Below are 6,225 nucleotides of genomic sequence, written 5' to 3'. Positions count from 1 at the left end.
AAGGTCGAACAAGATTTCGGCATTAAAAGATTGAGATCTGCATCACAAAAGATAAAAAGGGACATTTGCGTGTAAAAAAACCTTAGTTTGCGTTGAAATCTGTTCTATTTCCTGAGATAAGTACTTAGATAGGAATAAATCTTTTTAGAATACAAATAATAAGGATATTTTTTTTGACCTTGCCACGCATTAATCAACAACATCTTTTATTCTCGATCATCTTGGGAGTCGTTGGATTGCTCATCAATTGTTACCCAATACAATTTTTTGCCAATGTGCAATTTGTATTAGGTAACACGGTGACTGTCATTGCTGCGGTTTTATTGGGACCTTGGTATGCATTTCTAACCGCTATGATGGCATCAACTGGATTAATGTTGATATGGGATAGCCCACATGTGTATTTGTTTTTTGGGCTTGAAGCATTATTTTTAGGTTATGCCAGACGCCGTGATATCTATGCTTTATATGCTGATGCAGCATATTGGTTATTTATTGGTGCACCAATGGTATATTTATATGTGGTGCTATTGATGGACATTCCCCCCTCTCACTTAGGCTTTATTATTTCAAAGCAAGGCATCAACGGACTGATTTATACCAGTATTGCATCACTACTGATTTTAGCGATACCAAAGTTATGGTTTTTAAAAGACAAAGTTAAAGACCGCCATCGTAGACAATTAAGCTCACAACTGACCTATTTCTTCACCTTAATGGTGACTTTAACGTTATTGTTTTCGGCGTTAATCTTTAATTTTTATTTTTTAGAACGTCAACAAATCATGTTAAAACAAAACATGACTGAAGCGGTTGCCCACCTATCGACCTCAGCACAGAATTACATTGAAAACCATAAAACCGTCATTCAAAATACTGCAAGCCAATTAGACTTAGTTGCAGATACGCCTGAAAAATGGCAAGACATTTTATCGAGTTCACATCAAAACTATTCTGGTTTTATCAGCATGTTGATTGCTAATCCGACAGCCAATATTGTCGCTGCTAGTCCAGTATCAAGACTCATGACAAAGCAAATATCTGAACAAAGCGTCAACATTAAAGACAGAGATTATTTTATTGAGTCATTCTATAATCAACGCCTATTCGTATCATCTGTCTTTCTCGGTCGCGGATTTGGAAATGACGCAATTATTGCTATGAGTGCGCCCTTTTATCTCGATGAGCAACACACACAAGTTGCAGGAATCGTAGAAGGGTCACTTGATCTGACCCACTTTGCACATATTGACCAAGTTAATGAATATACCGACGATGAATCTATAGTGATGGTTGATGAACAAAATCAAATAATTTACGCATCAACAAAACTCAACTTGAAACCACTCTCACAATTTAATTTTGCAATAAATAAAGGCGTATATCGAGCCAATCTTGAATTAATCAATATTCATAATACGACCTCAATTGTGCCTGAATACATGTATGCTCACCGGGAACTCGATAATGGTTGGACCGTGTATATTTTAAAAGAATTTTCGCCGTTACTAAAACTCGCTGAAGAACAAATGTTCAGTAGCTTTATCATGCTGTTGATTGCATTGTTGTGTACCTTCTATATTTCAAAGAAGCTCAGCGCGTTGCTAACGGTGCCATTAGAAGCTGTCGCCAATCAATTCAGTCAGTCATATTCAGATCCAGCAAAAACATCGGCAATTGACGATAGCTCACCAAGAGAGGTATTCAGTCTGTACCAACGGTTAGCAGCCAGTAAACAACAACTCATCGCGCATCAAGTCGAATTAGAAGAAACAGTTGCTCATCGTACGGCGGAATTAGAAAAGGCTAACAAAAAACTCACAGAACTGGTTGATAGAGATCCGTTAACCGGCTTATATAATCGCCGTTATGCTGAACGTAAATTTGGTGAGTTAGTGGATTTTTGTTTGCGAAGCGATCAGGCCATTACTGTTGTATTGCTTGATTTAGACTTCTTCAAAAAAGTGAATGACAACTATGGCCATTTAGCTGGTGATGAGTGCTTACGGAACGTGTCACAATTATTACAGAAATACTTTAAACGAGACATTGATATTGTGGCCCGCTACGGCGGAGAAGAGTTTTTGCTTATTCTGCCTTTGTCCAATACCTTACATATTGAACATCATCTCAATGGTTTTAGAGAGGCACTGTCGCAATTAGACATCATATCACCTGAAGATAAACAGTCATTTAACGTGACGGTCAGTATTGGTGCTATTACGGCAAGTGCTGATTATGAAGTAGAACTGGATAAATGGATTAAAGTCGCTGATGATAACCTCTATCAGGCAAAGCAACAGGGACGTAATCGAACAATCATTAACATCATTAATGACTAATATTTAGCGGTTTATTGCCTAATGGTGACTCAGGTTGATACCCTTGAGTAAACTCATCAATTCGAGTCATCATGTAAGGATAAAATGGATTCCATTTCTGACGTAACATGTCATCAGCAGTCACACTGAAAATGCCTCGTTCACCTTGATAAATTGCTCTGCCTATTTGGATTTTATCAGGATCATTACTTGGTAGAGGCCCATAAAGGCTGTCTTCAATCGGAAAGTTTAGCGCCACATGAGATAAAGAATATACATCATTCGGCCAAGTCAAACTTAGCGCTATCACATCGTCGGTCTTCGATTTATCAGCAAGCTCCCTAACCTGAACATGATTATCTTGTTGCGGATCATTTTCAACCAAACTTAAGCGATAAGGTAATTGCTTTGGTAACCAAAAAGGGGCAAAAGTCGCCAATGGATCTTGGAAAAGTAATTGGTTGTTACTCTTCGTCCTATTGACATCAAATAGCACTAATTGATGGCCTTTATTTATTGGCAATTTTTGATATAGCAAATCAACCACAGCTAACGAAGAAACAGTATCATCGACAACTGACTGAAACGTTAGCATTGCAGGAATGGCATTAAATTGCTGCGCCGACAATGATGCTAATAAGGTCTGATTACGCTGTGTTAACTGATACACAACATCGCCAGCATTAACAGCAAACGATCGATATTTAAATGGATCATATTCTGTTTGAATGCTGTTCCAATACAGTTTATCTTGCCCGAGCAACTTACCCAGCTTAGCTTGCCAATAAGCGCCTGCCGCAATGGGAGCGAGACCAATGGCTGGTGATAACATAATCATGCCGGCAAAGCTTGTAGGCTTGTTTAAGCTGATATTTTCAAGTTCATGGTTTAACGCTAAAGCAGCTCCTGTCGAAAAACCGACCACATAAATGGGTTTACCTGGTAATTGGGCAGACAAGCGGGCAACAGCTAGTGATACAGCCCCAGCAAGATCAGGCCAAGTAATGTCGGTTAATCCAGAAGGAATGGTACCGTGCCCGGGCAAGCGCAAACCTAAAACATAAGCCTGGTGCTGATAATGCTGTGCAAAATGCGACATCACATAAGGTGAGTCGGACATACCGTGCAGCAATAAAAGGCCAAACTCAGCCTGGGGATTTTTCCATTCGAAAGAACGGTTCCAATTTTGTTGCCATAATCCAGGATCAGATAAACTATTACGCTCATAACGATTAACCGGGGATGCTATTTCAGGTTGATATTGACGGTAAACTTGCTGCTCTACCTCAGCAAAAAGCTTATCTTCTAACTGTAAATATTGGCTAAAATCAGTTAAACCGGACTGTTGATGGTACTCTGAGGTAAGGTGCGTCGTGTGCCATAATGATAAGTTAGGCCGCGCATTCAGCAACCAAACGGCTGTAATGATTAACGCTAAACCAATACCTAGAGCACCATAAAATGCGGCAAATAAAAAATGTTTCGTCGATCCAATCACAATTGCGCGCATAATAACCTTAAAAATAGATACCAATTCGAACAAAAATATAGCGTAACGCTTACAACCGAACCGCCAAACTCTTATCATTCATAACGATACTGGAAGTAATATGTCATCAGATTTATTTAGCCATATATGGGGACCGATGAATCCCGATATCATTTTTTATTTACCTACGCCTCCAGAGATACCCTTGCACTGGCAAGCTTCTCATCCCGATGCCATTACACAACTGGTCGCATTGAATGGCAATCACTGGCGTAAAATCGTCACCATTATGGCGAAGATTTGCTGTTTAGAACACGATATCAATGCTAACAAAGGAATTGATTGGAAACAGATCCGTGACCAATTATTTAATGAGTCTCATGATCAACAAATCGATAAACACATCAATACTCCATCACGCTTGCATTGCCAATTACGTATTGTTAATTCAAAGGTTGAACACCACGGCGAGATAGTATTCCCTTCTGAATCTTGGCATATTTTATGTGGCAAAGAAGCCCAACAACGTATGGGAATAACCGATCTTCGGCACTATGTCTCACTAGATGAAAAGCAAAAAATACAGCACCAGCACACGGTATTACTGACGCCATATTTAGATTACCGACAATATGCTAATGTGCTAATAGAACTCACCCGACAACACATCGCCTTAAGTAAAGTGTAAGATATTAATCGTAAATCGTCGGGATCGGCTTACGTTTATGCTGGGTGCGTTTATAGATGCTCACCAGTTTATCTTCCACAGACTTGGCAACATCTTTGCCCTCTAGAAAGTCATCAATTTGATCATAGGTCAGCCCTAAAGCAACTTCATCTTCAAGTTGAGGTTTATTATCTTCTAAGTCCGCCGTAGGTGCCTTTTTAACCAATATTTCTGGCGCGCCTAAATGGGCAGCTAATAGACGTACTTGACGTTTATTTAAGCCAAATAATGGTGCTAAATCGCAAGCCCCATCGCCCCATTTGGTATAGAAACCGGTAATATTTTCCGCACTATGGTCGGTGCCCACAACAAGGCCGCCCATAGCACCAGCAATGTCATATTGGACTATCATGCGCATTCTGGCTTTAACATTACCCTTGAGAAAGTCTGTCTTTCCAGCATCTGTTGATGATAATCCCGCGGCGGTAAGCCCCTTTAGCGTTGCATTATGGATACCAACAACACCATCATGAACATTCACGGTCACTTGTTTTGAAGGCTGAATAAACTGACAGGCTAGCTGAGCTTCGGCTTCATCTTGCTGGACATGGTAAGGTAAGCGCACTGCAATAAACTGATACTCATCACTGGCTTTTTCTTGATTAAGACTATTCACTGCCAGTTGGCATAAACGTCCAGCAAGTGATGAATCAACACCACCACTGATCCCCAATACTAAAGTTTTGCTGTGAGCCTCTGATAATGTTGCCTTAATAAAAGCAATTCTGCGTTGGATTTCAAACTCAGGCTCAATGGCCTTAAGTACATGCATCTCTCTTAAGATTTGTCCTTTCACGTGACGCTCCTGATTGCTTATTAATAATCTGGCTTTCGATGCCTATTCTATAAAAATCTACACAAAAAAAAACGATAATGATGCTTCATTATCGTTTTATTTTATCGACGATAGATTATCGTTCCCAATATGACTCTTCTAAACTGTCTTCCCGCTCAGGTAAACCACGAGACAGACGCGGGCTGTGCTGAGCTAGCACTTCATATGCAACGCGATTGGCATATTTACACACTTGTGAAAATGACGAATAACATAAACCATCTCGTTTATGTTTACTCGAACCAGGCACATTGGTTTTATGGAACGTATTGGCTGATAAATCATGCAGCAGCGCAGACAAGGCTCCATCACCAGCGCCATTGGTATTACGAATTAATTCTGGTCCACCCATATAAGGCGCAATGTGAGCGTACACTTTTATTGGGGTATCGCAATCCACTTGTAATTTCGGGCGAGAGAACTCATAACGGTTAAACTCAGGAATAGCGCCCGGTAATAAAGTATGACTGGTTTCACGCTTTTCAGCATCTTCAGTATAACCCGCAGTATAAAGCCCAATCGCGCCAGCCGTAGTTAACACCATGTCACACCAATCGAGCGCCATTTCACTGGCAAGCAACGGGTCTTTAAAACCCGTTAACGCTTCACCTTCATCTTCATTCATGGCCAAAATAGTAACATGCTCACTAATAAAATTTTGCCACCATTGTGGATCTTCTTGAATTAAAAAGCGTGTCCCTAATGTCAACACCACTGGCACATCGGCTTCTTTAGCGTAATTAATGGCCGTCATTGCGGCATCAGTAATACCATCACCTTCGCTTGCTCGCATCAGATATGCCGTTAACACTAACGCCGAACTGCCTTGTACCACCTCTTTATCGATATACTC

General features: G+C 40.4%; 5 protein-coding genes. 2 read left to right on the top strand and 3 right to left on the bottom strand.

The annotated features are described in order from the left end of the window. Window positions 1-173: 173 nt before the first annotated feature. The gene (locus tag CXF78_RS11310; protein ID WP_244262861.1) at window positions 174-2,342 is read left to right on the top strand and encodes a diguanylate cyclase; all 2,169 of its coding nucleotides are present in this window, start codon (window positions 174-176) and stop codon (window positions 2,340-2,342) included. Here the strand turns inward: CXF78_RS11310 and CXF78_RS11305 are convergent. After that, window positions 2,332-3,831: an alpha/beta hydrolase gene (locus tag CXF78_RS11305; protein ID WP_102036834.1), complete on the bottom strand. Its 1,500-nt coding sequence runs from the start codon at window positions 3,829-3,831 to the stop codon at window positions 2,332-2,334. The two genes, CXF78_RS11310 and CXF78_RS11305, sit on opposite strands and share 11 nt — an antisense overlap. 100 nt (window positions 3,832-3,931) lie before the next feature. On the opposite strand from CXF78_RS11305, the gene CXF78_RS11300 reads away from it, so the two are divergent. After that, window positions 3,932-4,498, top strand: a complete 567-nt coding sequence (locus CXF78_RS11300; RefSeq protein ID WP_257984892.1) for a DUF6942 family protein — start codon at window positions 3,932-3,934, stop codon at window positions 4,496-4,498. Window positions 4,499-4,502: 4 nt separating this feature from the next. Here CXF78_RS11300 and nadE read toward each other — a convergent pair whose 3' ends face one another. Both nadE and CXF78_RS11290 read right to left on the bottom strand, forming a co-directional pair. Next, window positions 4,503-5,333: an ammonia-dependent NAD(+) synthetase gene (nadE, locus tag CXF78_RS11295; protein ID WP_011637013.1), complete on the bottom strand. Its 831-nt coding sequence runs from the start codon at window positions 5,331-5,333 to the stop codon at window positions 4,503-4,505. Between the two features lie 115 nt (window positions 5,334-5,448). After that, window positions 5,449-6,225 (bottom strand): inosine/guanosine kinase (locus tag CXF78_RS11290; protein WP_257984891.1); only part of this gene is annotated, 777 nt, incomplete at its 5' end.

Origin of the sequence: Shewanella sp. 11B5 (genome assembly GCF_002836795.1) — a bacterium.
Lineage (GTDB): Bacteria > Pseudomonadota > Gammaproteobacteria > Enterobacterales > Shewanellaceae > Shewanella > Shewanella frigidimarina.
The sequence above is the reverse complement of the archived record's forward strand: the minus strand, read 5'-3'. Positions and strand labels throughout refer to the sequence as shown.

Excerpts from the sequence above, each read along its gene's own strand:
- CXF78_RS11305 (WP_102036834.1), bottom strand. The coding sequence starts at position 3,831 with ATGCGCGCAATTGTGATTGGATCGACGAAACATTTTTTATTTGCCGCA.
- CXF78_RS11300 (WP_257984892.1), top strand. The coding sequence starts at position 3,932 with ATGTCATCAGATTTATTTAGCCATATATGGGGACCGATGAATCCCGAT.